This window comes from Labedella phragmitis, from assembly GCF_004078635.1.
In the GTDB taxonomy this organism is placed as follows: domain Bacteria; phylum Actinomycetota; class Actinomycetes; order Actinomycetales; family Microbacteriaceae; genus Labedella; species Labedella phragmitis.
On the sequence record NZ_RZNB01000006.1, the window covers coordinates 73,573 to 98,200 of the forward strand.

26 protein-coding genes are annotated in these 24,628 nt (G+C 68.9%); 13 read left to right on the forward strand and 13 right to left on the reverse strand.

Annotated features, from left to right (window positions below; genetic code table 11):
- Positions 1 to 8: 8 nt before the first annotated feature.
- Positions 9 to 1,091 (reverse strand): MsnO8 family LLM class oxidoreductase, encoded by a 1,083-nt coding sequence (locus ELQ90_RS13770; protein WP_128495866.1) that lies wholly within the window; start codon positions 1,089 to 1,091, stop codon positions 9 to 11.
- An 82-nt stretch (positions 1,092 to 1,173) separates the two neighbouring features.
- Positions 1,174 to 1,656 (reverse strand): Lrp/AsnC family transcriptional regulator, encoded by a 483-nt coding sequence (locus tag ELQ90_RS13775; RefSeq protein WP_128495867.1) that lies wholly within the window; start codon positions 1,654 to 1,656, stop codon positions 1,174 to 1,176.
- 139 nt (positions 1,657 to 1,795) lie between these two features.
- Between ELQ90_RS13775 and ELQ90_RS13780 the strand changes: the two genes are divergently transcribed.
- Positions 1,796 to 2,194 (forward strand): DUF1304 domain-containing protein, encoded by a 399-nt coding sequence (locus tag ELQ90_RS13780; protein WP_128495868.1) that lies wholly within the window; start codon positions 1,796 to 1,798, stop codon positions 2,192 to 2,194.
- 89 nt (positions 2,195 to 2,283) lie between these two features.
- On the opposite strand, the gene ELQ90_RS13785 is transcribed toward ELQ90_RS13780, so the two are convergent.
- Complete coding sequence (locus ELQ90_RS13785; protein WP_128495869.1) at positions 2,284 to 2,655, reverse strand: FKBP-type peptidyl-prolyl cis-trans isomerase; 372 nt, start codon at positions 2,653 to 2,655, stop codon at positions 2,284 to 2,286.
- A 230-nt stretch (positions 2,656 to 2,885) separates the two neighbouring features.
- Between ELQ90_RS13785 and ELQ90_RS13790 the strand changes: the two genes are divergently transcribed.
- Positions 2,886 to 3,767: a fumarylacetoacetate hydrolase family protein gene (locus ELQ90_RS13790; protein ID WP_128495870.1), complete on the forward strand. Its 882-nt coding sequence runs from the start codon at positions 2,886 to 2,888 to the stop codon at positions 3,765 to 3,767.
- Between the two features lie 135 nt (positions 3,768 to 3,902).
- On the opposite strand, the gene ELQ90_RS13795 is transcribed toward ELQ90_RS13790, so the two are convergent.
- A complete protein-coding gene (locus ELQ90_RS13795) occupies positions 3,903 to 5,387 on the reverse strand; it encodes an aspartate ammonia-lyase (RefSeq protein ID WP_128495996.1) in 1,485 nt (494 codons plus the stop codon).
- A gap of 237 nt (positions 5,388 to 5,624) precedes the next feature.
- On the opposite strand from ELQ90_RS13795, the gene ELQ90_RS13800 reads away from it, so the two are divergent.
- From ELQ90_RS13800 to ELQ90_RS13830, 7 genes are all read left to right on the forward strand, one after another.
- The gene (locus ELQ90_RS13800; RefSeq protein ID WP_128495871.1) at positions 5,625 to 6,593 is read left to right on the forward strand and encodes a LacI family DNA-binding transcriptional regulator; all 969 of its coding nucleotides are present in this window, start codon (positions 5,625 to 5,627) and stop codon (positions 6,591 to 6,593) included.
- Between the two features lie 113 nt (positions 6,594 to 6,706).
- On the forward strand, positions 6,707 to 8,407 hold the full coding sequence (locus ELQ90_RS13805; RefSeq protein WP_243696188.1) for a fucose isomerase: 1,701 nt from the start codon (positions 6,707 to 6,709) through the stop codon (positions 8,405 to 8,407).
- Positions 8,408 to 8,537: 130 nt separating this feature from the next.
- The gene (locus ELQ90_RS13810) at positions 8,538 to 8,846 is read left to right on the forward strand and encodes a lactococcin 972 family bacteriocin (protein ID WP_166409069.1); all 309 of its coding nucleotides are present in this window, start codon (positions 8,538 to 8,540) and stop codon (positions 8,844 to 8,846) included.
- A gap of 170 nt (positions 8,847 to 9,016) precedes the next feature.
- Positions 9,017 to 9,484 (forward strand): hypothetical protein, encoded by a 468-nt coding sequence (locus ELQ90_RS13815; RefSeq protein ID WP_128495873.1) that lies wholly within the window; start codon positions 9,017 to 9,019, stop codon positions 9,482 to 9,484.
- 41 nt (positions 9,485 to 9,525) lie between these two features.
- Positions 9,526 to 10,584, forward strand: a complete 1,059-nt coding sequence (locus ELQ90_RS13820; RefSeq protein WP_128495874.1) for a peptidoglycan-binding domain-containing protein — start codon at positions 9,526 to 9,528, stop codon at positions 10,582 to 10,584.
- Positions 10,575 to 11,228 carry an ATP-binding cassette domain-containing protein gene (locus ELQ90_RS13825; protein ID WP_128495875.1) on the forward strand — a complete coding sequence of 218 codons (654 nt, stop codon included), beginning with the start codon at positions 10,575 to 10,577 and terminating at the stop codon, positions 11,226 to 11,228. The genes ELQ90_RS13820 and ELQ90_RS13825 overlap by 10 nt, the downstream gene beginning before the upstream one ends.
- A complete protein-coding gene (locus tag ELQ90_RS13830) occupies positions 11,225 to 12,292 on the forward strand; it encodes a hypothetical protein (RefSeq protein ID WP_128495876.1) in 1,068 nt (355 codons plus the stop codon). The genes ELQ90_RS13825 and ELQ90_RS13830 overlap by 4 nt, the downstream gene beginning before the upstream one ends.
- Before the next feature lie 33 nt (positions 12,293 to 12,325).
- Here ELQ90_RS13830 and ELQ90_RS13835 read toward each other — a convergent pair whose 3' ends face one another.
- Positions 12,326 to 13,225, reverse strand: coding sequence for a phosphodiesterase (locus ELQ90_RS13835; protein ID WP_128495877.1), 900 nt, complete (start codon positions 13,223 to 13,225; stop codon positions 12,326 to 12,328).
- Positions 13,226 to 13,290: 65 nt separating this feature from the next.
- Here ELQ90_RS13835 and ELQ90_RS13840 point away from each other — a divergent pair, with 65 nt between their 5' ends.
- Positions 13,291 to 13,656, forward strand: coding sequence for a gamma-glutamylcyclotransferase family protein (locus tag ELQ90_RS13840; protein WP_208020665.1), 366 nt, complete (start codon positions 13,291 to 13,293; stop codon positions 13,654 to 13,656).
- 30 nt (positions 13,657 to 13,686) lie between these two features.
- Here ELQ90_RS13840 and ELQ90_RS13845 read toward each other — a convergent pair whose 3' ends face one another.
- On the reverse strand, positions 13,687 to 15,153 hold the full coding sequence (locus ELQ90_RS13845; protein WP_243696189.1) for an NCS2 family permease: 1,467 nt from the start codon (positions 15,151 to 15,153) through the stop codon (positions 13,687 to 13,689).
- 130 nt (positions 15,154 to 15,283) lie between these two features.
- Between ELQ90_RS13845 and ELQ90_RS13850 the strand changes: the two genes are divergently transcribed.
- Positions 15,284 to 16,642, forward strand: coding sequence for a uracil-xanthine permease family protein (locus tag ELQ90_RS13850; protein ID WP_128495879.1), 1,359 nt, complete (start codon positions 15,284 to 15,286; stop codon positions 16,640 to 16,642).
- A gap of 66 nt (positions 16,643 to 16,708) precedes the next feature.
- Here the strand turns inward: ELQ90_RS13850 and ELQ90_RS13855 are convergent, their stop codons facing one another.
- The 4 genes from ELQ90_RS13855 to ELQ90_RS13870 form a co-directional block, all read right to left on the reverse strand.
- Positions 16,709 to 17,044 (reverse strand): peptidase, encoded by a 336-nt coding sequence (locus tag ELQ90_RS13855; protein WP_128495880.1) that lies wholly within the window; start codon positions 17,042 to 17,044, stop codon positions 16,709 to 16,711.
- Entirely contained in the window at positions 17,041 to 18,222 is a 1,182-nt protein-coding gene (locus tag ELQ90_RS13860; RefSeq protein ID WP_128495881.1) for an inorganic phosphate transporter, read from the reverse strand. Before ELQ90_RS13860 ends, ELQ90_RS13855 begins: the two co-directional genes overlap by 4 nt.
- 123 nt (positions 18,223 to 18,345) lie before the next feature.
- Positions 18,346 to 18,852 carry an 8-oxo-dGTP diphosphatase gene (locus ELQ90_RS13865; RefSeq protein ID WP_128495882.1) on the reverse strand — a complete coding sequence of 169 codons (507 nt, stop codon included), beginning with the start codon at positions 18,850 to 18,852 and terminating at the stop codon, positions 18,346 to 18,348.
- Between the two features lie 10 nt (positions 18,853 to 18,862).
- Positions 18,863 to 19,702 carry an aldo/keto reductase gene (locus ELQ90_RS13870; protein ID WP_128495883.1) on the reverse strand — a complete coding sequence of 280 codons (840 nt, stop codon included), beginning with the start codon at positions 19,700 to 19,702 and terminating at the stop codon, positions 18,863 to 18,865.
- 38 nt (positions 19,703 to 19,740) lie between these two features.
- On the opposite strand from ELQ90_RS13870, the gene ELQ90_RS13875 reads away from it, so the two are divergent.
- Entirely contained in the window at positions 19,741 to 21,864 is a 2,124-nt protein-coding gene (locus tag ELQ90_RS13875) for a S9 family peptidase (protein WP_128495884.1), read from the forward strand.
- 84 nt (positions 21,865 to 21,948) lie between these two features.
- Here the strand turns inward: ELQ90_RS13875 and ELQ90_RS13880 are convergent, their stop codons facing one another.
- The gene (locus ELQ90_RS13880) at positions 21,949 to 22,977 is read right to left on the reverse strand and encodes a 6-phosphofructokinase (RefSeq protein ID WP_128495885.1); all 1,029 of its coding nucleotides are present in this window, start codon (positions 22,975 to 22,977) and stop codon (positions 21,949 to 21,951) included.
- A gap of 94 nt (positions 22,978 to 23,071) precedes the next feature.
- Between ELQ90_RS13880 and ELQ90_RS13885 the strand changes: the two genes are divergently transcribed.
- Positions 23,072 to 23,329: a mycoredoxin gene (locus ELQ90_RS13885; protein WP_128495886.1), complete on the forward strand. Its 258-nt coding sequence runs from the start codon at positions 23,072 to 23,074 to the stop codon at positions 23,327 to 23,329.
- Positions 23,330 to 23,338: 9 nt separating this feature from the next.
- On the opposite strand, the gene ELQ90_RS16695 is transcribed toward ELQ90_RS13885, so the two are convergent.
- Positions 23,339 to 23,485: a hypothetical protein gene (locus ELQ90_RS16695; RefSeq protein ID WP_166409063.1), complete on the reverse strand. Its 147-nt coding sequence runs from the start codon at positions 23,483 to 23,485 to the stop codon at positions 23,339 to 23,341.
- A 160-nt stretch (positions 23,486 to 23,645) separates the two neighbouring features.
- Positions 23,646 to 24,476 (reverse strand): alpha/beta fold hydrolase, encoded by an 831-nt coding sequence (locus tag ELQ90_RS13890; protein ID WP_128495887.1) that lies wholly within the window; start codon positions 24,474 to 24,476, stop codon positions 23,646 to 23,648.
- Positions 24,477 to 24,628 lie beyond the last annotated feature (152 nt).

Sequence of the window (24,628 nt, forward strand, 5' to 3'; positions counted from 1 at the left end):
GACTCGGCTCAGATCGAGCCCGATCGGATCGAGGCGCCCGCCGCGGAAGCGACCGAGAATTCGGCGGCCAGGAGCTCGAGGGTGCGTTCGCGAGCCGGCGACGAAGCCGCTGCCGTCCCCTCGTGCTCCGATGCCGACGGCGCGATCATGATCTCGTCGACCCCGAACCGAGCGGCCAGGTCACGGAGCGCCGTGGCCGCCGACGCGGGGTCGCCGACGATCGACGAACGACGCATCTGGTCCACGAACTCCTGCTGCACCGCGGTGAGCTCGGCCGTGGCGGCCTCCTCCACGGTCGGGAGAGGGCCGAGCTTCCCGCCCGTCCTCAACCGCGCCATGAGCTGGAGCTGCGGGAGCGCGAGCGCGGCGGCCTCCTCCGCGGTGTCCGCGACCACAACGGAGGCGGTCACGAAGGTGCGCGGCGCGTCGAGGAGTTCCGAGGGCTGGAACCGGGAGCGATAGAGATCGACGGCCCGCTCAGCTCCCCCGCCGGCACCCGCGAAGTGGTGGGCGAAGACGTACGGCAGACCCAATTGGGCCGCGAGCATCGCGGAGTAGTCGCTCGAGCCGAGCAACCATGTCGTCGGGAGCGAGACCGCCGCCGGCGTGGCGCGCAGGGAATACTCCTCTCCCGAGGTGAGACGAACCTGGGCACCCTCGCCTGAGAGCAGTGCGATGAGATCGGCGACGGCGTCCGGAAATCCGTCCACGCGAGTCGTCGGCCCGGAGCGCGACAGGACCGCACTCACCACGGGGTCGCTTCCGGGAGCCCGCCCGAGACCGAGATCGATACGACCGGGGGCCGACGCCTCGAGAAGCGCGAACTGCTCGGCGATCACGAGGGCCGCGTGGTTCGGCAGCATGACCCCGCCGGATCCGAGGCGGATGCGCTCCGTCCGTGCCGCTGCGAGGGCGATCAGGATCGCGGGGTTCGTCGACGCGACAGACGCCATGTTGTGGTGCTCGGCGAACCAGTACCGCTCGTAGCCCAGGCGTTCCGCCGCGTCGACGAGGGCGAGTGACGCGGCGAGCGCCTCCGCCGTCGTCTGCCTGCTGCGGACGGACACGAGATCCAGAACGGACAACCGCACGGCGACACCGACCTTTCGCGCGGCTCCGGGTGCCGCTTCCAGTCCAAGTCGGGGAGGACCCCCGACATTCCCCGACACGCCCTCAGTTGAGCAGTTGGTACCAGCCCGTGCCGCGCGCGTGCTCGAAGACGAGGTTGGTCTCCGTGTGCGCCACGGCGGGGTGCCCCGTGAGGTAGTCGATGACGAAGTCACGCAGTTCGGCCGAGTCGTGCGCCGCGAGGTGGAGCAGGTAGTCGTCGCGCCCACCCATGTGGAAGAGGGCCATGACCCCCGGCCACGTGGGAGCCTCCGCCCGGAAGCGCTCGATCTCGGCTCGGGCGTGCTTCGTGAGTCTGACCGCGATGATGGCCTGGATCGGTGCGCCGAGGGCGGTGAGGTCGATGTCGGCGTGGTAGCCGGTGATGTGTCCGGAGCGTTGCAATCGTCGAACCCGAAGCGACACGGTCGATTCGGCGATACCGAGTTCGGACGCGAGGGCCGAACCGGACGAGCGCGCGTTCTTGGACAGCAGGCGGAGGAGCGCCCGATCGGTGTCGTCCAACTGATCGCTCTTCGTGCTGCTCACGCCGTACTCACCTGCCTATCGAATCGAGGCGGAGCATCCGGGATCGATACCCCACCCTCCGGAAGTCTACGGAACACTCCGCGGCACGGTTCCCCCCACAACGCGTGACTCCGCACCGAGCGAGCAATAGTGTCGAGCCATGGAGATCCTGATCACCGCGACGGCGGTCCTGTCCGCCGCCGTCCACGTCCTCATCTTCTACTGGGAGTCGGTGGCTTGGACACGCCCGGCGGTGTGGAAGCGATTCGGATTGCCGTCCCAGCAGGATGCCGAGACCACGAAGGCCCTCGCGTACAACCAGGGCTTCTACAACCTGTTCCTCGCGATCGGCGCGTTGCTCGGAGTGATCCTCTACGCGGCGGGACTCGTCGGTGCCGGGCTCGCGATCGGGCTGTTCTCCGTCGGCAGCATGGTGGCCGCCGCTCTCGTCCTCGTCTCGAGCGGGCGCGGACGCGTGCGCAGCGCGCTCGTCCAGGCGACGTTCCCGCTCCTCACCGTCGTGCTCGTCCTCGTCCGGCTCGCGACCTCGGCGTCCTAGCCGCGCGGAGACGACGGACCCCCGGTGGACGCTGGTCCACCGGGGGTCCGTCACGTCGGCCATCGGACGCCGGCGTTCCTGATCGAGGGTCAGCGGACTCCGAGGAGGTCGATGACGAAGATGAGCGTCTCGCCCGAGAGCTGGTGCCCGGAGCCGGCGGGACCGTAGGCCTGGTGCGGCGGAACGGTCAGCTGGCGACGTCCGCCGACCTTCATGCCGGGGATGCCCTCCTGCCAACCCTGGATGAGGTTGCGGAGCGGGAAGGTGATGCTCTGCCCGCGGCTCCAGGAGGAGTCGAACTCTTCACCTGTGGAGTGGGAGACGCCGAGGTAGTGCACCTCGACCGTCGAGGACGCCTGCGCCTCGTCGCCGTCGCCGACGACGAGGTCGACGATCTCGAGGGACTCGGGGGCCGGCCCCGTGGGGGCGTCGATCTCCGGCTTCTTGTTCAAATCAGTCATGACTCCATCCAACCCTCCGACGCCGTCGCCGTCAAAGGAGGAGCCAGGCACCCGCGCGTTCGCAGCGTCGCGAAACGGGGGTCTTGCGGAAGGGACGGCTTCGGGAGCATGATCTTCACACGTATTCATCGCCCGGTCGACTCGCAGGCACTGCCGCAGCACCGGGCGATGAATCATGTCGGGGCCCGGTCGGCCGCGCCCCGCACCGAGCGAACGGTTAGCCTAGAGGGGTGAAGTTCGCCCACCTCAGCTCCCCTGCCCAGCCCGACGCCGGAGTCCGGCTCGCAGCCGTCGTCGACGGTGGCGCTGTCTTCCTCGACGACATCCTCGAGGACGCGCCAGCGACGCTTCAGGAGCTCATCTCGCGAGGAGACGACGAGCTCTCCCGGGTCACGGCGTATGCGGCGAACGCCGTGTCGGCGGGAGTCCACCCGACGCCGCTCGCCGAGCTCGAGCACGCGTCGGCCGTGCTCGATCCGCCCGTCGTCATCGCGGTCGGGCTCAACTACTCGGCGCACTCCTCGGAGCTGAACCTCAAGACGGACCAGGCGCCGACCCTCTTCACGCTGTGGCCGAATTCGCTCGCGGGACACGACCACACCACGTCGTGGCCGCGGGAACTCAGCGAGCAGGTCGACTACGAGGCCGAGCTCGGCGTGATCATCGGCAAGCCGGCGCGCAACGTGAGCGAGGACGACGCGCTCGACTACGTGTGGGGGTACACGGTCGTCAACGACATCACCGCGCGCAACATCCAGTACTCGGAGACGCAGTGGACGCGCTGCAAGTCCTTCGACGGCTTCACGCCGACCGGGCCCGTCGCGGTCACGAAGGACGAGGTACCGGATCCTCAGGACCTCCACGTCACGACCGTGCTCGACGGCCGGACCCTTCAGGACTCGTCGACGGCGCTCATGGTCCGGAGCGTCGCCCGACTGATCGCCCACATCTCCGGGAGCACCACGCTCCTGCCGGGCACCCTCATCTCGACGGGCAGCCCCGGCGGCGCCGGCTACTCGCGCAACCCGCAGGTCTTCCTGCAGGACGGGTCGACGGTCACCGTCGCGATCGACGGGATCGGCGAACTGACAACCCACTGCCGCATGCTCTGACACGCCGAGCGCGAAGACGACCACGCCCCGGCGGAGGAATCCGTTCGGGGCGCCGTCGTTCCACCCGCTCGATTTCGAGCACCGACCGGTCCCGGGACCGTCCAGTCCCCAGGACCGGTCGGTCTCCGGGACGATTCAGTCGGCCGCCTCCGCGTCGACGTCGATGATCGGGATGGCCATCGTGGTGGCCTCGAGCCCGGACAGGCGAGCAGGTGAGAGTTGCTTGTCGACCTCATCGCGCGACATGAGCCCGGCCTCGACGACGAGATCGGCGACGTTCCGACCCGTGAGGAGCGCCGTCTTCGCGAGCGCTGCCGCCGCGGTGTAGCCGATGAAGGGAGTGAGGGCCGTAATGACGCCGACCGAGCTCCCCACCATGGTCCCGAGGCGCTCTTCGTTGGCCGTGATGCCGTCGATGCAGTTGACGCGGAGCGTCCAGCACGCCTGCGTGAGCCACGTGACGGACTGCAGCAACGAGTGCGCGATGACGGGCTCGAAGGCGTTGAGCTGCAACTGGCCGGCCTCCGCGGCCATCGTGACGGTCATGTCGGCCCCGACGACGGAGAAGGCCACCTGGTTGACGACCTCGGGGATGACGGGGTTCACCTTGCCGGGCATGATGCTGGAACCGGCTTGACGCGGCGGCAGGTTGATCTCGCCGAAACCGGCCTGCGGTCCGCTCGAGAGCAACCGGAGGTCGTTGCAGATCTTCGAGAGCTTGATGGCGGATCGCTTGAGCGTGCCGCTGAACGACATGAATCCGCCGGCGTCGCTCGTCGATTCGATGAGGTCCGGCGCCGTCTCGAGCCGGAGACCCGTGATCTCGTTGAGGTGCGTCACGACAGCGGCCGCGTACCGCGGATCCGCCGTGATGCCCGTGCCGATCGCCGTGGCACCGAGGTTGACCTCGGCGAGCAGCCAGAGCGTCTCCGACAGCCGCGCGTAGTCCTCACCCAGGGTCGTCGCGAAGCCGTGGAACTCCTGGCCGAGCGTCATGGGCACGGCGTCCTGCAACTGCGTACGACCGACCTTGAGCACGTGACGGAACTCGACGGCCTTCGCAGCGAACGACGCGCGCAGCTGCTCGAGCTCGTCGAGGAGGTGCCGCAAGGCGAACGCCAGGGCGATTTTGATCGCCGTCGGATAGACGTCGTTGGTGCTCTGGCTGCGGTTCGTGTGATCGTACGGCGACAGGAAGGCGTAGTCGCCCTTCGGCCGGCCTGCGAGTTCGAGCGCGACGTTCGTGATGACCTCGTTGGCGTTCATGTTGGTGGAGGTTCCGGCCCCGCCCTGGATGACGCCCGTCACGAACTCGTCGTGGAACTCCCCCTCGATCACGCGCTGGCACGCGCGGTCGATGAGGTCCGCCTTCTCGCGGTCGAGGACCCCGAGGTCGGCGTTGGTGCGCGCAGCGGCCTGCTTGATCGAGGCGAGGGCGACGACCAGATCCGGGTAGACGGAGATGGGGCGCTTCGAGATCGGGAAGTTCGACAGCGCCCTCGCCGTGTGGATGCCCCAATAGGCGTCCGAGGGGATCTCGAGCGAACCGAGGGAATCGGTCTCGAGGCGGGTTCCCTCGTCGGCGGATCGGTTCTCGTGCTGCGCTTCTGTGTCTGTCATCGTCTCGCTGCCGAAGGGGTTCGTCGTGGCGGTCGGCGCCGCGGTGGCTGAGCGCGACGGCGTCACGCTCGGTGTGTATGTCACGGTGTTGGCTCCATTGCCGGTGTCGGTGCTTGTGGCGGGACCATGTCGAGTCTAGCCCGGAGGGGTCCCGGGCCGAGGGTCGAGGAAAGCGTGTGGAGAGCACCGTCGGCACCACGCTCGTTAGAGTGAGGCGACGAAACGGAAGGACGCGCAGTGGCGACGATCTACGACGTGGCGCGACTCGCCGGCGTCTCCCCCGCGACGGTCTCGCGCGTCTTCAACGGGACGACCGTCACGCCCGAGAACGAGCGCGTCGTGCGTGAGGCCGCCGGGCAGCTCGACTTCGTGCCGAACCGCACCGCCCGTACGCTGCGTCGCCGCAGCAGCGACATCATCGCGCTCGTCATCCCGGACATCGAGAATCCGTACTTCACAGCGCTCGCGCGGGGCGTCGAGGACGCGGCGCGCGCAGCCGGGTACTCGGTCGTCCTCTGCAACACGGACGACGACATCGCACGCGAGTCCGACTACCTCGAAGTCGCCGTCTCCGAGCACATGGCTGGTGTCGTCATCGCGGCGGCGAGCGATCAGAGCGACCTGTCCCCGCTCCTCGACCGGGAAAAAGCAGCCGTCGCCGTCGACCGGGTGCCCCACGGAGCATCGATCGACGCGGTCACCGTCGACAACGCCGCCGGAGCCGGGCTCGCCACCCGGTTGCTCGTCGACCGGGGCTACCGGCGCATCGCGTGCATCGCGGGGCCCGAGGACGTCGAGACCTCCGTCGCCCGGGTGGCGGGATGGCGCGATGTCCTCACCGCGTCCGGTCTTCCCGTCGACCATGCCCTCGTCGAGCACGCCGATTACCGCGTGGAGGGAGGCTCGGCGGCGATGGAGCGGCTGCTCACGCGGGCGGAACGGCCCGACGCCGTGTTCGTCACGAACAACCTCATGAGCGTCGGAGCCCTCCGGGCCCTCCGTGACGCCGGCATCCATCCGCCCGAGATCGGGATCGCCTCGTTCGGAGCGCTGCCGTTCTCCACCTCGGCCCCCACGGGTGTGTCGATGGTCTCGCTGCCCGCGCGCGAACTCGGTGCGGAGGCTGCGCGGCTCCTGCTCGCGCGGATCGGGGGCGATCGGCAGGAGCCCCGCACGATCGTCCTGGAAGCCACGCCCATCGGCTGAGCATCGCCACCGTCCCGGTTCGGCGAGCCGAGGCTTGCTCTTGCGTCTGAAATCGATTTCTGCAACGCTGATCGAGGCTGCATCGCAGCCTGTCATCACATCGAGGAGGACGGATGACGAAGCAGGTCGCGTCCGGCATCGACACCGACATGGACATCGACCCCCGAGGAGAACCCCTCATGAGCTACACCCTTCCCGCCGTTCGCGAGACCCCGTCCGCCGAGCCCCGCACCATCTACTCCGTCGCGTCGGGCGATCTGCGCCTCTCCGCCAACACGAAGTGCTGGCCGACGCAGGAGGCCTTCGAGGGCGATGTCGCGCGCGCGGCCTCCGGTCTCGGATGGAGCGTCAAGCGCGCGCACGGCGTCGACCCCGAGAAGGGGCACGGGTTCATCGACAGCCAGCGCCTCGGAATCGAGGTCTTCCGCGGCATCCCGAAGGATGCGCCCGTCGTCGTCGTCGACGCGGTGTGGCAGTACAGCCACCACGTGCTCGCGGGGCTGCGCAGCCACGAGGGCCCCATCCTCATCGTCGCGAACTGGGCTGGCGACTTCCCGGGACTCGTCGGCCTCCTGAATCTGACGGGGAGCCTCACGAAGGCCGGCATCTCCTACTCGTCCCTCTGGAGCAAGGACTTCACGGACGACTGGGCGATCGGCAAGTTCGAAGAATGGCTCTCGACGGGATCGATCACGCACGACACGAGTCACGTCCGCGATCTCCCGGCTCTCGACGAGTCCTCTGAGGAAGTCGAACTCGGGCGCGCGCTCGCCCGCGAGCTGCTCGAGGACAAGGCCATCATCGGCATCTTCGACGAGGGCTGCATGGGGATGTACAACGCCATCGTCGACGACGAACTGCTCAACGCCATCGGGATCTACAAGGAGCGCCTGTCGCAAAGTGCGCTGCTCGCCGAGATGAACCGGGTGAGCGACGACGAGGCGGCAGCAGCGAAGACGTGGCTCGACGAGGCCGGACTCACGTTCCACTTCGGCGAGGACGAGGAGACCGAGCTCACCCCCGCACAGGTCCACAGTCAGCTGAAGATGTACATCGCCGCGCTGCGGATGGGCGACGACTTCGGTGTCGACGCCATCGGCATCCAGTACCAGCAGGGGCTCAAGGACATGGTGCCGGCCTCCGACCTCGCCGAGGGCCTCCTGAACAACGTGTCGCGACCGCCGGTGCGCTCGCGCGACGGGGGTCGCGAGCTCTACGCCGGAGCGCCGCTGCCGCACTTCAACGAGGTGGACGAGGGGGTCGCCGTCGACGCGCTCATCACCAACCGGAGCTGGACCGCGATGGGGCTCGACCCCGCGAACACCCTCCACGATGTCCGATGGGGCGAGGAGTACGACGGCGAGTTCGTCTGGGTCTTCGAGATCTCCGGATCCGTGCCCGCGAGCCACAACGGCGGGTACGACAAGAGCTACAGCATGCGGCAGCCCGCGATGTTCTTCCCGCTCGGAGGCGGCACGCTCAGCGGCGTCTCGAAGCCCGGGGAGATCGTGTGGTCGCGCGTCTTCGTCGAGGGCGGCGAGCTGCACGTCGACCTCGGCCGCGGCCACGTCGTCGATCTGCCCGCCGAGGAGACCCAGCGACGTCTGGACGCGACGGACCCCCAATGGCCGATCATGCACGCCGTGCTCGACGGCGTCAGCCGCGACCAGATGATGGCCCGCCACAAGGCGAATCACGCCCAGGTCGTCTACGCGCCCGACGCGGAGACGGCCGATAAGGCCGTCCTCGCGAAGGCCGCGTTCTTCGCGGAGTTGGGCGTGCACGTGCACCTCGCGGGAGACGTCTCGATCTAGCACGGATTCTCCACAATCGAGTCCTGCGGTCCTTATAGGGATACTCACTCTGTTACGGTCGATGCCACGGACGACACCCGTCCGTGGCATCGGTCGTCTCCGGTGCGTCACATCCCTGGGGGGGGACACCATGAAGCTCAAGATCCGCGCCATCGCGACCGCCGCCATCGTCGGAGCCCTCGTGCTCGGCGCTCCGCTCGCCGCAGAGGCCCAGACCATCAAGAAGGTCGGTGGAGGAACCTGGACCTACGGCGTCTACGAGCCGGCAAGTACCGCCTTTGTGTACTCGGACTACCGACACTCGTCGAAGACGCACAAAGCGACCGCTTGCTCGCGGTCCGCGTGCGCGGCGACCTCGTGGAAGGCACCTCGCACGATTGCGCATGCGGAGCGCGTCGCGAGCATGAGCGGTAACACCGCTTTCTGGGATACCAAGTGACGCAAGCGTCGTCCCGCACGGCCGTCCTCATCATCGCGGCAACGGTTCTCCTCACGTCCTGTGCGGATCCCGGTTCCGATTCGGGGGCAGGGTCCGCGCAGGACGAGGGTTCCCCCGGCGGTCTGCCCGAGTTCTCCGGACCGTGGGCAGCCGAGTTCGAGGAAGCGTACGTGAGCGCGACGAGCGACTTCGAGCGGTCTGCGTTGAACGATGGCTTCGTTTCGGAGCAGGAGTATGCGGAGATGACGGACCGCTTCGACGGATGTCTCGCCGACGCCGGTGTCACATTCGAGGGTTTTCGTGACGGCGGGGAGTTCGACTTCACGTTCCCGGAAAGTCTCGGAGCGACGAGGGCGCACGATGTCGCCGACGCGTGCAGCAGGAGTTCGGGAGAAGTCTCCATCGGGATGATCTACTCATTCGTGACGCGCAACCCGGAGCACCGTGATGAGAACGCAATCATGTCTGAGTGTCTCGTCGAGGAGGCGGTCGTCGAGCCCGGCTACTCGGCGGCCGCCTACGCGAGCGACATCGTCGATGAGACCTACCCATTCTCCACGAACCACGAGGCGGGCATGACTGCGGTTCGACTCTGCGAAAGCGACCCGTTGGCGCTCGTCGGGTTGCGGCAGAGATGAGGGATGCATCGCGGACGAGACACAGAGCGAACTGGCGCGCCGTGGGCGGAGCGGCCGTCGCCGTGGTGGCGGCGGTCGCCGTCGGTGCCGGCGTCGCGGCCGTCGTGCTCACGCCGGCGCGGCCCGCCGCCCTCGCGAGCCCCGAGGCGATCGAGAGCGTTTTGGTGGCCACGCAGAGCTTCGACGACCGGCGTTCCGTCACCGTCGGATTCGCGCTCGGCAGCGGCGCGTCGCTCACCTCGCCCGGTGACGGCATGATCACGTCGTTCGCTTGCACACGCGGAGCGGCGCTCGTGTCGGGAGAGAGTGCACTCTCCCTCGACGGTCGCCCCGTGCTGACGCTTGCCACCGCGGTCCCTCTCTGGCGAGACCTGACGACGAAGGATCGCGGCGACGACGTGACGGCCCTGCAACGCGAGCTCGCTCGACTCGGAGAACCCGTCACCGTCGACGGCGTCCTCGGCCGCGAGACGCTCGACGCGATGGAACGACGCTTCCGCTCGATCGGCGACGCCCCGCCCCCCGAACCCGCGGCGACCGCTCCCGACGACGCGACGCCCGATGCCCGCGACGTCGTCCTCGCGTCGCGCATCCTCTGGAGCCCGTCTCCAACGGTCGTCGTCGATGACTGCGCCGTCAGTACGGGCGCGACGACCACCGCCGGCGAACCGCTCGCGACGCTCGGCGCCGGGCTGTCCGCGGTCGCCGTCGAGCAGATGCCCGGCGACCTCGTTCCGGGTGAACGTGCCCTCGTGGTCGACGGCGAGGCGCTCCCCGTCGACGCCGACGGCACCGTGACCGACGCCGGGGCACTGGCGACGATCGCGTCATCGTCGAGCGTGCGCGAGGCGACGCTCGGGGAGGCGACCACGTTCACGGCCACCCTCGACCTCGTCGAACCCGTCGAGATCGCCGTCGTCCCACCGTCGGCGGTCGTGGGCGTCGACGGGGCGACGGGCTGCGTCGTCGCGGACGGCGCCCCGGAGCGCGTTGACATCGTCGGCAGTCAGTTGGGGCAGACGCTCGTGCGTTTCGCGGAAGGCGCCGCCATTCCCGCTGCGGTCGCCGTCGCGCCGCCGGAGACGATGTCATGCGGGTAGAGCTCGACGACCTCGGCCACGCCTTCCCCGACTCGCCGGCCCTCTTCGAGCAGGTGTCGGACACGCTCGAACCCGGCGAGGTCTACTCCCTCACGGGACCGTCCGGATCCGGCAAGAGCACGCTCCTCGCGATCCTCGCGGGCTCGATCAGACCGACCTCCGGCGCGGTCCGTCGGGTCGGCGTCGAGACGGTGGGCTGGGTCTTCCAGAATCCGTTCGGGGTCCCCGGCCGCACCGCCGCCGACCACGTCGCCCTCGCGTTCCTGGCGCGCGGCGTCGACCCCGATGCGGCGGACGCCGCTGCGCGGGCGACCCTCGAACGCTTCGGCCTCGCGTCGCGAGCGGGCACGCCGTTCCGGGCGCTCTCGGGCGGCGAGGCGCAGCGCCTCATGCTCGCTCGAGGCATCGCCGCAGAACCGGACCTCCTCCTCGTCGACGAGCCGACGGCCCAGCTCGACGCCCGCACCGCCGTCGACGTCAACGACGCCATCCGAGCAGCCTCGAGCCCGACGACGATCGTCGTCGTCGCGACGCACGACGTCCGGACCCGCGACGCGTGCACCCGGCACATCGACCTCGTCACCCCGTCATCCCGAGCGGAATCGACGCCCTCCATCGAACGGCGACGCGAGGACGGACGGTGAGGCGCGATGCGATCCTCCGTGAGACCTGGCGCGACATCGTCACGGGTACGGCGCGGACCGCGACGTTCGCCCTCGTGTTCGGATTCCTCGTCCTCGCGCTCGTGGCCGCCGACCAGGCGCAGGTCCGACGCCTCGTCGACGAGGCGTCGGAGTATCGGGAGGCCGGTGCGTCGATCCTCACCCTCACGGCCGAGGGACGCATTCAGGGCACCGCGTGCGAGGATCTCGCGACCGTGCCCGGGGTGCGCGCCGCCGGTGCCCTCGCCCAGGAAGAAGAGGGGCTCCGCGTGTCGACGCTTCCCCAATCGCCGATGACCCTCTACTCGGTGACGCCGGGGTTCCCCGACGTCCTGGGCGCAGAGACCGACGGGAACGGGATCGTGCTCTCCGCCGACGCCGCCACCTCAGCCGGTCGTGCCGCCGGACAGTCCCTCCCGACGACCGAGGGCACGACGCGCGTCGCGGGGAGCTACCCCTATCCCCCGGACGGTCGACGGGTCGGCTTCGGTTATGCCGCCCTCGACGTCACGTCCTCCGAGCGCCTCTTCGACGAGTGTTGGGTCGACGCCTGGCCCCTCGACGATCGCCTCCAGCCGCTCCTCCTCACCGCCGTCCAGCCCCGCGCCGACGCCGATGCCGACGTGCAGTTCTCCCGGTTGAACACGACCCTCGGTACCTCGTTCGACGGCGCGCGAGCTTTCGAGGAGCGCCTCACCTCGATGGTCTGGGCGGCGGGAGCGGTGGGTGCACTGGTCGTTGGCTTCGTCTCCGTGCGGATCCGGCGCGTCGCGATCGCCTCCGCACTGCACACGCGGGTGCCGCGGGGGTCGGTCGCAGCGATCCTCGCACTCGAGACCGCCGCCTGGGTCGTCCCGATCGCGATCGTGGCGGTCGGGGCCACGTCCGTCTTCGCGGCGACCGGGATCGGAGCGGACCGTGAGACCACTCTGCTGCTCACGGGTCGGGTGCTCGCACCCGGGGTCGTCTCGGCGTTCGCCGGCGCCGCTCTCGCCCTCGTCACGACGCGGGAGCGGCATCTCTTCCGGTACGTGAAGGACCGCTGACGACCGGTCGAGCGCCCGAGCCCCTTCGGCGCGTCAGCGCTTGCGGGAGAACGCCTCGACGCGCTCTTCCGGCGTGAGCTCCTCCATGCGCGTGATGAAGGCGTCGTCGAAGGTGTCGAACGTCGTGTGGTCGCCGAGCGGCACGACGCTGTGGACGATCGTGTCGTCGTAGACGTGCAGCACCTGGAAGGACTGACCGCCCGTCATGCCGTTGACGGCACGCTGCGGCATCGCGAGGTTCATCGTGTAGCACGTGGCCGCCGACACCGAGACGGGGATGCCGTGAAACGTGCCGTGGGCGGAGTAGTGCAGATGCCCGCCGAGGATCGCGCGCACGTCGCGTCCGCGGAGCACGTCGGCGAGGAGGTGCTGGTCGCGCAGTTCGAGGAGGTCGAACATCGGCTGCGGTGTGGGGATCGGCGGGTGGTGGAGGGCGATGACCGTGCCGCGCTCGGCCGGCTGCCGCAGCTCGGCGTCGAGCCACGCCAGCTGCTCGTGCGAGAGCTCGCCGTGGTGGAACCCCGGGACGCTCGTGTCGAGACCGATGAGGCGCAGGCCGTCGAGGTTCCAGACCCGGTCGATGGGCGCGAGGCTCGGCGCCTCGTCGAGAAGTCCCACGCGCATCGCGTCGCGCTCGTCGTGATTGCCGGGTACCCAGCAGAGCGTCGCGCCGAGCGCCTCGACGGCGGGCTCGACGAGCTCCCGGAGCCGCCGGTAGGCGTCCGGTTCGCCGAGGTCCGTCAGGTCGCCCGTGAAGACGACGGCCGACGGCTGCATCTTCATGGCGGCGAGCTGATCGAGGGCGGCCCGCAGGTTCTCGACGACGGGGATGATCCCGTAGAGCTGCTCGCCTCCCGCCACGAGATGCGGGTCGCTCATGTGCACGATCGTCTGCCGCGCGGGCGGGTACTGGCCCATCTGGATCCTCGACATGCCTCGAGACTAGCCGGACCCCCCGACGCCGCCGCGGCGGCTCGTGACGTCACTAGCATCGAGGCGTGGAACCCATCGAACGCCTCTTCTCCTACGGAACGCTCCGCTTCCCCGCCGTCCAGGCGGCGACCTTCGGCCGTGACGTCCCCACGACGGACGACAGCCTCCCCGGCTACCGGGTCGCGAGCGTCACGATCACGGATCCGCACGTCCTCGCGGTGAGCGGAACGGCCGAGCACCCAGCGCTCGTCTGGACGGGGTCGGAGGACGATGTCGTCGAGGGCGCCGTCCTCGAGTTGAGCCCGGCGGAACTCGCGAACGCCGACGAGTACGAGGTCGACGACTACGTGCGCGTCACGGTCACGCTCTCGTCCGGCTCCGCCGGCTGGGCGTACGTGCACCGTGACGGCCGTCCCCCGTCCACGGCCTGACCGCGCCGGGCCAGCGGCAGAGCGACGGCGTCACACGATCCCGAACGCCGCCTCGATCGGTCCACGCACGAAGTAGACGAGGAAGCCGGCCGCGACGATCCAGAGCAGCGGGCTCACACTCCGCGCCTTGCCGGACAACGAGCGCACGAGCACCCAGCTGATGAAGCCGACCCCGATGCCGTTCGCGATCGAGTAGGTGAACGGCATCACGGTGATCGTGAGGAACGCCGGCAGCGCGATACCGAAGTCGCTCCAGTCGATCTCGGAGACCTGCGCCATCATCAGCGTGCCGACGACCACGAGCGCGGCGGCGGCGACCTCGAGCGGCACGACCTGCGTGAGCGGCGTGAGGAACATCGACAGGAGGAACAGCAGTCCCGTCACGACGGAGGCCAGCCCCGTCCGCGCCCCCTCGCCGATGCCGGCGGCGGAATCGACGAAGACGGTGTTCGACGACGTCGAGGTCGCGCCGCCCGCGATCGCACCGACGCCCTCGACGATGAGCGCCGACTTGAGGCGCGGGAAGTTCCCGTCCGCGTCGGACAGTCGTGCCCCGCGCGCGAGCCCCGTCATGGTCCCCATCGCGTCGAAGAAGTTCGTGAAGACGAGGGTGAAGACGATCATGATGGCGGCGAGCGCGCCGATACGAGAGAAGGCGCCGAACGGGTCGAACGCCCCGACGAGGGAGAGGTCCGGAAGGGACACGAGCGTCGACGGGAGCACAGGGGTGTTGAGATTCCAGCCGGCCGGGTTCGTCCCGAGCGACGGACCGACCCGGAAGATCGCCTCGGCGATGATCGCGAGCACCGTCGTCGCGACGATGCCGATGAGGAGCGCGCCCTTCACCCGCCGGGCGACGAGCACGCCCATGACGATGAGACCGATGACGAAGATCGCCGTCGGCAATGTCATGATCGAGCCGCCCTCCCCCAGCTGCAGGGGCGGCGACGCGACGCCGGAGGTGCGGACGAACCCGGCGTCGACGAGACCGATGAAGGCGATGAACAGGCCGATGCCGACCGTGATCGCGGCCTTCAGTTGCGCCGGGACCGCGGCGAAGATGAGGGAGCGCAGTCCGGTCGACGCGAGGATCACGATGATGACGCCGTTGATGACGACGAGCCCCATCGCCTCGGCCCACGTGACCTGGCCGACGACGTTCACGGCGAGGAACGAGTTGATGCCGAGACCGGCGGCGAGCGCGAAGGGCAAGCGGGCGACGACGCCGAAGAGGATCGTCATGACCCCGGCGGTGAGGGCCGTCGCCGCCGCGACCTGGGCGGCGGGGAGCCAGCCGTTCTCGACGTCGAGGGCGGCCTGGTCGGCGGCGAACCCTCCGATGATGAGCGGATTGAGGACCACGATGTACGCCATGGCGACGAAGGAGACGAGTCCGCCACGGAGCTCCGTCGCGATCGTCGAGCCCCGCGCGGCGATCTCGAAGTAGCGGTCGAGAGTCGCGCCGACTCCGCCCCGGGGCCGTGTGGACGTGGACATGGTCCTCCTCATGCTCGCGCGAACCGCACCAGCCTACGGCCGGAGCGACGCCGATGCGCACACGGACGGCGTCCGCCCTCCGATAGCATTCGACGACCGCACCGACGATCCCCCCGAGAGGACGAGCCGCATGCCCCTGCCCTGGACCGTACACGGAGACGGAAAGGACGTCGCCGCCCACGAGATCGTCATGCCGGGCGAACGACTGTCGTGGCCCCGCACGATCGGACTCGGCGCCCAGCACGTCGTCGCCATGTTCGGCGCGACGTTCCTCGTGCCCGCCATCACGGGCTTCCCGCCGACGGCGACGCTCTTCTTCTCGGGCGTCGGCACCATCCTCTTCCTGATCGTGACCAAGAACCGCCTCCCGAGCTACCTGGGGTCGTCGTTCGCCTTCCTCGCGCCGATCGCTGCGGCCACGGCACCGGGCGGTCCCGGCATGGCGGGTGCCCTCTTCGGGATCTTCGTCGTCGGGCTCCTGCTCGCGCTCGTCGGTCTGCTCGTGCGCGTCACCGGCACGGGGTGGATCGACGCCCTCATGCCCCCCGTGGTCGCCGGGACGATCGTCGCCCTCATCGGTTTCAATCTCGCGCCGGCCGCATGGAACAACGTGCAGCGGGGACCCCTCAGCGCGACCATCACGCTCCTCGCCGTCATCCTCTGCACGGTGCTCTTCCGCGGGATCCTCGGTCGCCTGTCGATCTTCCTCGGTGTCGTCGTCGGCTACATCGCCGCCGCGCTGCTCGGCGAAGTGGACTTCCAGGCCGTCGCCGACGCCGCGTGGATCGGACTCCCCGACTTCTCGACGTGGTTCGGCGTCTTCGGCGATCCGGGCGCCTTCCCGGCCTACCTCAGCGTCCTGCCGGCGTTCCTCCCCGTCGTGCTCGTGCTGATCGCCGAGAACGTCGGACACATCCGCGGCGTCGCCCAGATGACCGACCCGGCGCTCAACAAGCAGACGGGTAACGCGCTGCTCGCCGATGGGCTCGCGACGATGCTCGCGGGTGCGGGCGGCGGCTCCGGGACGACGACGTACGGCGAGAACATCGGTGTCATGGCCGCGACGCGTGTCTACTCGACCGCGGCGTACTGGGTCGCGGGCATCGTCGCCGTGCTGCTCGCCCTCTCGCCGAAGGTCGGGGCCGTGATCAACACGATCCCGGCCGGCGTGCTCGGCGGCGTCACGACCGCGCTCTACGGCCTCATCGGCATCATCGGCGTGAAGATCTGGCTCGAGAACCACGTCGACTTCAACAAGCCGGCCAACCAGTTCACGGCCGCGACCGCACTCGTCATCGGCGTCGCGAACTTCGTCTGGGACGCCGGCAACGGCGTGAGCTTCAACGGCATCGCGATCGGGACGATCGCGGCGATCGCCATCTACCACCTCATGACGGTGATCTCCCGCTGGCGCGGGACCGACTCCCCCGCCCCGGAGCCCGCGTCCCCCGCGCCGGGGTCCGCGACGGAACGGACCCGCTCCGTCTGACACCACAGCCGAACGGCGGTGGTGGGCGTCTCGACGCTCACCACCGCCGTTCCGGTTCCGCGCGGATCAGCCGCCGTGGAGCGCGGGGACGATGAGGTAGATGCCGAAGAGCACGGCTGCGGCGCACAGACCGAAGCAGAGGTAGGCCGCGTAGGTCGCGAGTTGTCTCTGTCGCGTCGTGAGCGGGTTCTTCCGCGCGGCCTTGGCCGCCTTCCTCTCCGCCGACGCGATCTCGGCCGGCGTCAGGACGGTGATCGCGTCGGTGAACTCGGCGGGCACGACGACGGGGACGCGGCCGCCCAGGACGAGCAGCCGCAGTCCGAGGGCGTAGAGCCCGACCACGACGACCGTGCCGGAGAGCGCCGCGGCGAAGACGATGACGAAGGCTCCCCAGTCGATCATCGGACGCTCCTCTTCGGCTTCGGGTTCTTCTTGATCTTCACCGCGTCGGCGGACGCGGCGACTTCGCTCACGACGTTGTCATGACCGACCTGGTCCTTCATCGACCGCAGGAAGATGAAGATGATGAAGCCGAGGCCGAGGACGGCGTCGACCATGACGCCCCAGAACCCGAGGTGCGCGATGAACGCGGCGATCGCGCCCACGATCGCGGCGGCCGGGAGGGTGAGGAGCCACCCGATCCCGATCCGGCCGGCCGTTCCCCATCGCACCTTGGAGCCGCGGCGTCCGAGTCCCGAGCCGATGACCGATCCCGACGCGACCTGGGTCGTCGAGAGAGCGAAGCCGAGGTGGCTCGACGCGAGGATCGTCGCGGCCGTGCCCGTCTCCGCCGCGAAGCCCTGAGCGGGCTTCACGGCGGTGAGACCGGTGCCGAGCGTCTTGATGATGCGCCAGCCGCCCATGTAGGTGCCGAGGGCGATCGCGAGCGCGCACACGACGATGACCCAGAACTGCGGACCGTCGTGGCCGGCGTCCTGCAGTCCGACCGTGACGAGGGCGAGGGTGATGACGCCCATGGTCTTCTGCGCGTCGTTCGTGCCGTGAGCGAGGGCGACGAGGGAGGAGGAGAAGATCTGCGCGTAGCGGAAGCCCGACCGCCCATCGGGCTTGCCGTCGTAGCGCCGCGTGATCGAGTAGGCGAGCTTCGTCGCGGCGAACGCGACGATGCCGGCGGTGACGGGGGCGAGGAGGGCCGGGAAGACGACCTTCGACAGCAGCACGCCGTAGTCGATCGCGTTCACACCGAAGCCGACGATTGCCGCACCGATGAGGCCGCCGAAGAGGGCGTGCGAGGAACTCGACGGCAGACCGTAGAGCCACGTCACCATGTTCCACACGATCGCGCCGATGAGTCCCGCGAAGATGAGTTCAGGTGAGATGAGGATGCCCGAGTCGCCCTCGCGGATGATCCCGTTCGAGATGGTCTTCGCGACCTCCGTCGACAGGAACGCGCCGACGAGGTTGAGGATCGCCGCGAGGGTCACCGCGACCTTCGGCTTCATCGCTCCCGTCGCGATGGGGGTCGCCATGGCGTTCGCCGTGTCGTGGAACCCGTTCGTGAAGTCGAAGAACAGCGCCAGTGCGATGACGAGGACGATGAGCAGGGTGACTTCTTGCACCGGGATTCTCTCGGTCGGGACACGTCGTCCCGTTCACGCGAAGTTCACGGGGATGTCAGCGGGGAGGACTTGCCTTGCCGGTTCGAGCGGCTCCGGAAATCCTCGCACCCGACCGGCCCGAGGTCAATTCTGCGTGCGCCCGTTCGGCCACCCCGGGTGATCGCTCGCGACCACGCTCGACAGGTCCGCGCCGAACTCGAAGACCGCGTCGACGGTGCCGCCCGCGAGGACGGCGGGCAGCCACGATGCCGCGTCGTCCCACATCCGATCGAGAGGCACGTCGCCGAGCGCCCACCACTCGGGCTCGAGCTCGGTCGACGGCTCACCATTGCCCGAGAAGGAGCGGCACACGAAGACGAACGATCGCTGCGACCACTCCGGCTTCGACGGGAACCTGTAGTCGAGCGTCCCCCGCGGTTCGAGACCGGCGGGATCGATCACGATACCCGTCTCCTCCGCGACCTCTCGGACCACTGCGGCCTCGCGCGACTCGCCTGGGAGGATCTTGCCGCCGGGTGCGACGGAGCGGCCCGCACCGAGTCCCGTGAGCTTCCGGCCGACGAGGACCTCGTCGCCCTTATCTCCCCGCCGGAGGAGATAACAGACGACGACGTCCGGGTGCTGATTCACGCGGTCGCGCTCACATCTCCTCGTGGGTCGTCGGGTCGCCGCCGAAGAGGCGCCCGTCCGAGCGCCCGAGTGCTGTGATGGCGTCGACGTCGTCGGCGCTCAGCTCGAAGCCGAACACGTCGAGGTTCTCCTGCTGGCGCGACGGCGTCGCCGACTTCGGGATCGCGACGACACCGCGCTCGAGGTGCCAGCGCAACACGATCTGCCCGGGCGTGACGCCGTACTTCTCCGCGATCGTCGTGACGACCTCGTTCTCGTGCGGTTTCGCGGCCTTGCCGAGAGGGCTCCACGCCTCCGTGACGATGCCGTTGGCCTCGTGGAATCCCACGAGATCCGTCTGGGGGAAGTACGGGTGCAGTTCGATCTGGTTGACCGCGGGGAGCACACCGGTCTCGTCCGCGAGCCGGGTGAGGTACTCGCGCGTGAAGTTCGAGACGCCGATCGACCGGGCGAGCCCGCGGGAACGCAGCTCGATCATCGCGCGCCAGGTGTCGACGTAACGGTCGCGCGAGGGGTTCGGCCAGTGGATGAGATAGAGGTCGACGTGGTCGACGCCGAGACGCTCGAGCGAACCCGTGAGCGACGCGATCGTCTCGTCGTAGCCGTGGTCGCGCCCGGGAACCTTCGTCGTGATCTGGATCTCGTCGCGCGGGATGCCGGAGGCTCGCAGCGCCTCGCCGACCTCCTCCTCGTTCTCGTAGTTCACCGCCGTGTCGATGAGACGGTAGCCGGTGTCGAGGGCTGAGCGGATGGCGGCGACGCCGTCCTCCCCCCTCAAGGGGTAGGTGCCGAAGCCGATGGTGGGGATCTCGTGGCCGTCGTTCAATCGGACGCCGGGAATCGCAGTCATGTTCCGACCCTACGCCGCGGAGGGTTAGCGTTGGAATCATGACTTACCCGGAGCCGCCCGTGGCGGCGAAGCGACCCACTCCCCGCGAGCACCACGGCGACGTCTTCGAGGACCCGTACGAGTGGCTGCGCGACAAGGAGTCGCCCGAGGTCATCGCCCACCTCGAGGAGGAGAACGACTTCACCGAGGCGAGCACGGCGCACCTCGAGGGCCTCAGGGGGCGCATCTTCGAGGAGATCAAGGCGCGCACGCTCGAGACGGACCTGTCCGTCCCCGTCCGTGAGGGCGATCACTGGTACTACTCACGCAGCTTCGAGGGCAAGGAGTACGGAGTGCACTGCCGCGCTCCCATCTCCTCGCCCGACGATTGGACGCCTCCTGAGCTCGATGCCGACACCGAGGTTCCGGGCGAGGAGATCCTGCTCGACGGCAACGTCGAGTCCGCCGGCCACGAGTTCTTCCGAATCGGCAGCTTCGACGTCTCGCGCGACGGCGCCCGGCTGCTCTACGGCGTCGACACGGAGGGCGACGAGCGCTACCTCCTCCGGATCCGCGAGCTCGCGACGGGCCGCGAGCTCGAAGACGAGATCCCCGGCACGTTCTCGGGGGCGATCTTCTCCCCCGACGGACGCTTCGTGTTCTACTCCACCGTCGACGACGCCTGGCGTCCCGACACGATCTGGCGGCACGAGGTCGGAACGCCGGTCTCGGAGGACGTCGTCGTGCACCACGAGGACGACGAGCGGTTCTGGGGCGGCATCGGTCTGACCCGCAGCGGCGAGTACCTCGTGATCGGTCTCGGCTCGTCGGTCACGAGCGAGTACCGGATCGCTCCGGCGAGCGACCCGACGGCCGAATTCCATGTCGTCTGGCCCCGCAGCGAGGGCGTCGAGTACTCGATCGAGCACGCGATCATCGGGGGCGAGTCCGTCCTCCTCGTCCTGCACAACAGCGACGCGCCCAACTTCGAACTCGTCTCCGTGTCGCCCGATGCACCGGGCTCCGGCCCCGCCGACGCGACCGTCGTCGTGGCCCACAGCACCGAGCGGCGCCTCGAGGCCGTCGACGCCTTCGCCCACCACCTCGCCTTCTCCTACCGGCGCGACGGCCTCACCCAGGTGGGCACTGCCGTCCTCGACGCCGACTCGACCATCGCGGACATCACGATCGACGAGTTCGCGTTCGACGAGCCGCTCTACTCCGTCGGATTCGGGGGCAACCCGGAGTGGGAGCAGCCGACGCTACGCATCGGCTACGGCTCCTTCGTCACGCCGTCGAGCGTGTTCGATTGCGATGTGCGGACGGGCGAGCGCACGCTCCTCAAGCAGCAGCAGGTGCTCGGCGGCTACGATCCCGCCGACTACGAGCAGTCGCGCGAGTGGGCCGTGGCCGAGGACGGCACGCGGGTGCCGATCTCCCTCGTCTGGAAGAAGGACGGCCGCTCCGGCACGCGTCCGTTCCTCCTCTACGGCTACGGATCATACGAGTCGAGCATCGATCCGGCGCTGTCGATCGCACGCTTGTCGCTGCTCGACCGCGGAGCGGGCTTCGCGATCGCCCACGTGCGCGGCGGCGGCGAGCTCGGTCGCGCCTGGTACGAGGACGGCAAGCTCCTCACGAAGAAGAACTCGTTCACCGATTTCGTCGCCTGCGCCCGGCACCTCGTCGCCGCGGGCATCACGCGCCCCGACACCCTCGTCGCGGAGGGCGGGAGCGCGGGAGGGCTCCTCATGGGCGCGGTCGCGAACCTCGCACCGGACGCGTTCGCCGGCATCCACGCCGCCGTGCCCTTCGTCGACGCGCTCACGACGATCCTCGACCCGAGTCTGCCCCTCACCGTCATCGAGTGGGACGAGTGGGGCGATCCGCTCCACGACGCCGATGTCTACGCCTACATGAAGAGCTACACGCCGTACGAGAACGTGCGCGAGGGCGTGGAGTACCCGCACATCCTCGCGACGACGAGCCTCAACGACACCCGGGTGTACTACGTCGAGCCTGCGAAGTGGGTCGCACGGTTGCGCGAGGTCGGCGCTCCCGTGCTCCTCAAGACCGAGATGGTCGCGGGCCACGGCGGCGTCAGTGGACGGTACGCCCAGTGGCGCGAACGCGCGTTCGAGCTCGCGTGGATCCTCGACGTCCTCGTGCTCGAGGCCGCCTGACCGGATCGCGACACTCGGCCGCAGGAACGGCGAAGGGCGCACCTCTCGAGGTGCGCCCTTCGCCGTTGCGGGCTGTCGCCGGGATCAGCCGAAGAGGATCGCGGCCTCGTCGTAGCGGTCCTGCGGCACGGTCTTGAGTCGGCCGACCGCGTCCGCGAACGGGACGTTGACGACCTCGGTGCCGCGCAGAGCGACCATCGTGCCCCACTCCTCGCGCATGATCGAGTCGATCGCGGCCATGCCGAGGCGCGTCGAGAGGACCCGGTCGTAGGCGCTCGGCACGCCGCCGCGCTGCAGGTGACCGAGGACGGTCGCCCGGGACTCGACACCCGTGCGCGCCTCGATCTCGGGAGCGAGCATGTCGGCGATCCCGCCGAGCCGCGGGCGGTTGAACGCGTCGAGGCCCTTCTCCGAGTGGGCGGTCTCCATCGTGTTGAGGGTGAAGCCCTCCGCCACGACGACGATCGGGGCGCGACCGCGGTCGGCGACGTTCTGCACCCACTCGCAGATCTGCTCCATCGACTGGGGCTGCTCGGGAATGAGGATCGCGTGGGCGCCGGCGGCCATGCCGGCGTGCAGGGCGATCCAGCCGACGTGGCGACCCATGACCTCGACGACCATGCAGCGCTTGTGGGACTCGGCGGTCGTTCGGACGCGGTCGATGGCCTCGGTGGCGATCTCGACGGCCGTGTCGAATCCGAACGAGTAGTCGGTCGCGTCGAGGTCGTTGTCGATGGTCTTCGGGACGCCGACGATCTTGAGGCCGGCGTCCGTCAGCCGCTTCGCCGCAGCGAGGGTGCCCTCTCCGCCGATCGCGATGAGCGCGTCGACCCCGATGCGGTCGAGCGTCGCCTGCACGTTCTCGGGACCACCGTGCGGGCCCTCGAACGGGTTCGTGCGGCTCGTACCGAGGATCGTGCCGCCCTGCTTCGACAGTCCGCGGACCGTGTGGCGATCGAGGGGCATCGTGAGGCCCTCGACGACGCCGCGCCAGCCGTCACGGATGCCGACGAACGACTGGTTGTGGATCTTCGTGCCCTTGAGGACGGCTCCGCGGATCACCGCGTTCAGTCCGGGACAGTCCCCACCGCTCGTGAGCACACCAATACGCATCGAGTTGGCCTTTCGACTTCGTTCACGGCATCCTCGCGGTCGCGATCGCCGCCATCACGACCCTAGCGCGTGGGAGCGGAGTATTCTGACAGGTATGGATTACACCCCGGAGCCCTCGAGCATCACCATGTTCACGACGGAATGGTGCGGCTACTGCGCCCGTCTGAAGAAGCAGCTCGACGGCGCGGGCATCGCGTACACCGAGATCGACATCGAGAACGTCGAGGGCACCGCGGACTACGTCGCGAGCGTCAACGGCGGCAACCAGACGGTGCCGACGGTCGTCTTCCCCGACGGCTCGACCGCGACCAACCCTTCCCTCTTCGAGGTCCGCGAGCGCATCTCCGCCTGAGGGACGGGATCAGCCGATCGCGACGGACCCGGTGAGGACGGCGACGAGCAGCATCACGAGGGACACCACGACCGCCCGCCACCGCCACAGCACCTTCTTGTGAGGATCACGCTCGTTCTCCCGGTATCGAAACCTGCCGGCGGTCGGGGCCGACACCGACGAGGAGGCGATCAGTCGTACGCGTCGCGCCCCGCTCGGCACCGAAATGGCCGCGCTTGAGGCTCTCGCCGCCGACATCGTTCTCCGATCGCTCGATACGGCACCTGCGTCCGCAGGACGATGTCCGACGGAGATACTCCTCGGTTCTCACCGCCAGTCACGACACGACCGTGGCCAGCCATCTCGTGATTTCGGCGGAGAGACCGGCAGGCGCGTCGAGCTGGATGAGGTGGCCCGCGTCCTGGATGAGGGTGACGGAGGCATGGGGAATCGCGGCCCGCAGTCGGTCGGCTCGATCCTTCGGTATCCAGGCGTCCTCGGCTCCCCAGACGATGTGCACCGGCTCGGAGATGGTCCCGTATCGTGCCTCCACCTCGTCAGTGAATCGCTCGTCGGCCTCCGCGATCTGCCGGTAGAACGCACCCTGTCCCTCTTCACCCAGCCAGGGACTCACCAGCATGTCGAGGTCGTCGTCGCGGACACCGCGGTGACTCGCCCCACGGATGTACGCCTCGATCGCACCGCGGTGCACTGCGGACGGCAACTGGGTGAAGACCTCCGCGTTCCGCTTCACGAGGTTGAAGAACGGCGACCCCCACGGCGACAGTGCCACAACGTCGACGAGACAGAGCGAGGCATAGGCCGCGCCGTGGAGCACTCGCGCGCGCAGGGCGACGGCGCCCCCGAAATCGTGAGCGATGACGTGGGGCCGATGAAGACCCCATTGCTCGAGTAAGAACGCGAACAGCTGGCCCTGAGTACCGAGATCCACCGCATGAGACGGGTCCTTGGAAGACGCACCGTAGCCGGGCATGTCCCACAGATAGACGGTGAACCGCCGCGAGAGAGCGTCGGCGAATGGCCGCCACAGCGCGGACGACCACGGCGTTCCGTGGAGAAGCACCACGGCCGGGCCAGCACCGTGACGGTCCCATTTGACGCTCCGACCCTGCCACATGATCTCTCGAGTCAAACGATGCATAGTCATCCTCCGATTGTTCCAAGGATCAGTCGATCCTGCCGTAGGAGGACGGTTCTCTCCGGCATGGCGTGTTTCAGTATCGGGTGATCCGTGTGATCGGTGTGAGGCTCGGACGGTCGAGGCGGCACCTGGCTCGCGTGCTCGTCATCGGATGACGG

What these genes read in the sequence shown, in the direction of transcription:
- ELQ90_RS13785 (WP_128495869.1), bottom strand. Translation starts at nt 2,655, where the DNA reads ATGACTGATTTGAACAAGAAGCCGGAGATCGACGCCCCCACGGGGCCG.
- ELQ90_RS13780 (WP_128495868.1), top strand. Translation starts at nt 1,796, where the DNA reads ATGGAGATCCTGATCACCGCGACGGCGGTCCTGTCCGCCGCCGTCCAC.
- ELQ90_RS13795 (WP_128495996.1), bottom strand. Translation starts at nt 5,387, where the DNA reads ATGACAGACACAGAAGCGCAGCACGAGAACCGATCCGCCGACGAGGGA.
- ELQ90_RS13880 (WP_128495885.1), bottom strand. Translation starts at nt 22,977, where the DNA reads ATGCGTATTGGTGTGCTCACGAGCGGTGGGGACTGTCCCGGACTGAAC.
- ELQ90_RS13850 (WP_128495879.1), top strand. Translation starts at nt 15,284, where the DNA reads ATGCCCCTGCCCTGGACCGTACACGGAGACGGAAAGGACGTCGCCGCC.
- ELQ90_RS13890 (WP_128495887.1), bottom strand. Translation starts at nt 24,476, where the DNA reads ATGACTATGCATCGTTTGACTCGAGAGATCATGTGGCAGGGTCGGAGC.
- ELQ90_RS13835 (WP_128495877.1), bottom strand. Translation starts at nt 13,225, where the DNA reads ATGTCGAGGATCCAGATGGGCCAGTACCCGCCCGCGCGGCAGACGATC.
- ELQ90_RS13825 (WP_128495875.1), top strand. Translation starts at nt 10,575, where the DNA reads ATGCGGGTAGAGCTCGACGACCTCGGCCACGCCTTCCCCGACTCGCCG.
- ELQ90_RS13875 (WP_128495884.1), top strand. Translation starts at nt 19,741, where the DNA reads ATGACTTACCCGGAGCCGCCCGTGGCGGCGAAGCGACCCACTCCCCGC.
- ELQ90_RS13885 (WP_128495886.1), top strand. Translation starts at nt 23,072, where the DNA reads ATGGATTACACCCCGGAGCCCTCGAGCATCACCATGTTCACGACGGAA.
- ELQ90_RS13845 (WP_243696189.1), bottom strand. Translation starts at nt 15,153, where the DNA reads ATGTCCACGTCCACACGGCCCCGGGGCGGAGTCGGCGCGACTCTCGAC.
- ELQ90_RS13810 (WP_166409069.1), top strand. Translation starts at nt 8,538, where the DNA reads ATGAAGCTCAAGATCCGCGCCATCGCGACCGCCGCCATCGTCGGAGCC.
- ELQ90_RS13805 (WP_243696188.1), top strand. Translation starts at nt 6,707, where the DNA reads ATGACGAAGCAGGTCGCGTCCGGCATCGACACCGACATGGACATCGAC.
- ELQ90_RS13870 (WP_128495883.1), bottom strand. Translation starts at nt 19,702, where the DNA reads ATGACTGCGATTCCCGGCGTCCGATTGAACGACGGCCACGAGATCCCC.
- ELQ90_RS13855 (WP_128495880.1), bottom strand. Translation starts at nt 17,044, where the DNA reads ATGATCGACTGGGGAGCCTTCGTCATCGTCTTCGCCGCGGCGCTCTCC.